This is a genomic window from Pseudomonadota bacterium (genome assembly GCA_026388315.1).
In the GTDB taxonomy this organism is placed as follows: domain Bacteria; phylum Desulfobacterota; class Syntrophorhabdia; order Syntrophorhabdales; family Syntrophorhabdaceae; genus MWEV01.
The window spans coordinates 1-2,652 of record JAPLKA010000102.1 but is presented as its reverse complement, the minus strand read 5'-3'; the positions used below and the strand labels follow the sequence as shown (position 1 = coordinate 2,652).

3 protein-coding genes are annotated in these 2,652 nt (G+C 48.2%); all 3 read right to left on the bottom strand.

From position 1 onward, the window contains the following. Window positions 1–123: 123 nt before the first annotated feature. The gene (locus NTX75_14760; protein MCX5817476.1) at window positions 124–1,512 is read right to left on the bottom strand and encodes a response regulator; all 1,389 of its coding nucleotides are present in this window, start codon (window positions 1,510–1,512) and stop codon (window positions 124–126) included. Between the two features lie 185 nt (window positions 1,513–1,697). Continuing rightward, on the bottom strand, window positions 1,698–2,303 hold the full coding sequence (locus NTX75_14755) for a response regulator (GenBank protein ID MCX5817475.1): 606 nt from the start codon (window positions 2,301–2,303) through the stop codon (window positions 1,698–1,700). A 17-nt stretch (window positions 2,304–2,320) separates the two neighbouring features. Further along, window positions 2,321–2,652: ATP-binding protein (locus NTX75_14750; GenBank protein MCX5817474.1), on the bottom strand; the 332-nt coding region annotated here is incomplete at its 5' end.

Below are 2,652 nucleotides of genomic sequence, written 5' to 3'. Positions count from 1 at the left end.
TGCTCCTGGCATTTATCTCACTGAAGATGGAGATGAACTGGAGAACAACGAAAATAGGGAAGGTACGTCCTAATTTGCCCCTCTATAAAAAATTTACACAATTATGTTGACAGTACCCAAAACTCAACACTCAAAACTAAATTCTTTTTCCCGAAACAATTTAACGCACATCTCCACCACCTCAGAACCATAAAGGATGCCTTTGTTCTTTTCTATCTCCTCAAGGGCTACATCGATTCCGCGTGCCGGCCTGTAGGGACGGTGGGAGGCGATGGCTTCAACTACGTCAGCTACAGCAATGATTTGTGCTTCAAGGAGTATCTTGCCATTTTTGAGACCCTGGGGGTAACCTGAACCGTCTAACCGTTCATGGTGCTGGAGGACTATCTCTGCTATGGGATAGGGCAATCCTGCATCTTTCAGTATGTCGTATCCTGTCTGTGAATGGACTTTGATGAGGCTCATTTCTATGTCTGTTATTTTGCCGGGTTTTACCAGTATCTCGGCAGGGACGGAGATTTTTCCGATATCATGGATGATGCCTGCCATGCGGATAGTATCAACCGTATCATTTGGCAGACCTATCTCTTGTGCTATGGTACGGGCAAGGCTTGATACCTTCCTCTGATGACCTGCGGTATAAGGGTCTCGTGTCTCAACCGTTAAAGACATGGCATTGATAGTGCCGACTAAGGATTTTCTGAGTTTCTCCAGGGTCTGTTTCAGCTCTTCCTCGGCAAGTTTACGGGGGGTGATGTCCTCAAGAGTGCCCTCGTAGTACATAGGGGCACCATATTCATCCCGCACACAACGGGCATTAATCGACACCCAGATGGTAGAGCCGTCTTTACAGTAATGCTGTACCTCATAGTTTTCAACGATGCCCTGTTCTTCAATGAGTCTCTTGAATTGTGCATGGTCCTCAGGATTGACATAGGTTTGATGGTCGACATTTGTAATGCTTTCCATCACTTCTTCCGGTGATGCGTATCCGGTCATTCGGGCATAAGATGGATTGATATTGAGGAATTGTCCTTCCGGCGAGGTCTGGAAGATGCCCTCCACGGAGTTTTCAAATATGGAGCGGTATTTTTGTTCGCTTTCCCTCAGTTGCCGCACCTTGTCGGCCATGGCGGCCTGTAGCTCAACCATGCGCCGACCGACGTTGACCCGGGCGTGAAGCTCGCCCAGGTCGAAGGGCTTGACCAGATAGTCGTTGGCCCCCGCCTCAAGCCCCGCAATAATATCTGCCTTTTCGCCTTTGGCCGTAAGTATAATAATGTAGGGCGGATCATCGGTTTCCAGGGTGCAGACACGGCGGCACACTTCAATGCCGTTCATTCCGGTCATCATCCAGTCGAGAATGGCCAGGTGGGGCGTATCGGGCTGCTGCATAGCTGCCCAAGCCTCGGCGCCGTTCACCGTTGCCACTACCTCGTGGCCCTGCTTTGTCAGCACCTCTGCCAAGATTGTGCGTGTCGTAAAATCGTCTTCAGCGATCAATATTTTCATGCGCGATATCTCCTGCCTTCAGCTACTTCAGTGAATAGTCGTTAGTGAATAGTGAACATTTATATCGCCTATTACCCATAGCCTATTGCCTCTCGCCTGCCTCTTTCCCCTTTCACTGCCTTCATCGCCGTTTCGCCGATACGCCGTCTCGCCGGTTCGGTTCTTCCCTCCTTTCACCTTGCCCCCTACTCTTGAAATTGTTCTATGGTTTCCAAAATCTTTTCCTCAGTAAACGGCTTGTCAAGAAAACCGCAAACCCCCGCGTCTTTTGCCGTTCCCTTCTTTTCTTCACTGCCATAGGCGGAAATGATGACCACCAATGTCTGCGGGGCTATCCTCTTGATCCTGGGAAGCATATCCATTCCATCCCCGTCAGGCAGCTTCAAGTCCAGAAACAATAAATCGGGCGCCTCCTTGAGGCGGGCCATGCCATCACGTATGGTATTGGCAGTCGATACATGATACCCTTTGCCCTGCAAGATGTTAGACAAGAGCCAGCACAAGTCCCCTTCGTCGTCTATTATCAGGATATTCTTTATCAACTTTTTTGAAAACAGGTGCGGCCTTACCTCCACTTCTTTGCTTCTTAGATACTTTTCTTCATACTGTTCAAAATAAGGCTTCAGTTCTTCGAGCTCTTCAGGCTTGCGCCAGCCCGAAAGCCCGCTTCGCCAGACGAGGGCTTCATCATACTTTATAATGCCTTTTAATATCCACTTCCTTAGCTTGGAGTGATAGATCAATCTGTATGTATCCGCTCCTCTTCTGATATCGTATTTTAGTTCGTACATGGGCTTTCCACCTATCCCTATCTTACGGGTAAAGAGATTGTAAAGACAGTGCCGTTTCCCCTCTCGCTTTCTACAGTTATGGTCCCGTCATGACTTGCAATAATCCCGTATGTTGTTGACAGACCCAGGCCTGTCCCCGATGATTTAGTGCTGAAAAAAGGGTCAAATATCATGATAATATCGTCTTCAGGGATCCCTTCCCCTGTATCCTGGATCTTCACGACAAGAAAATCTCCTTCAATCTCTGTAATTATTGTCATTTTGCCACCATCAGGCATAGACTCAACGGCATTGATCGTCACATTTAAGAATGCCCTGCCGATCTGTTCCTTATCGACATTTATTGACG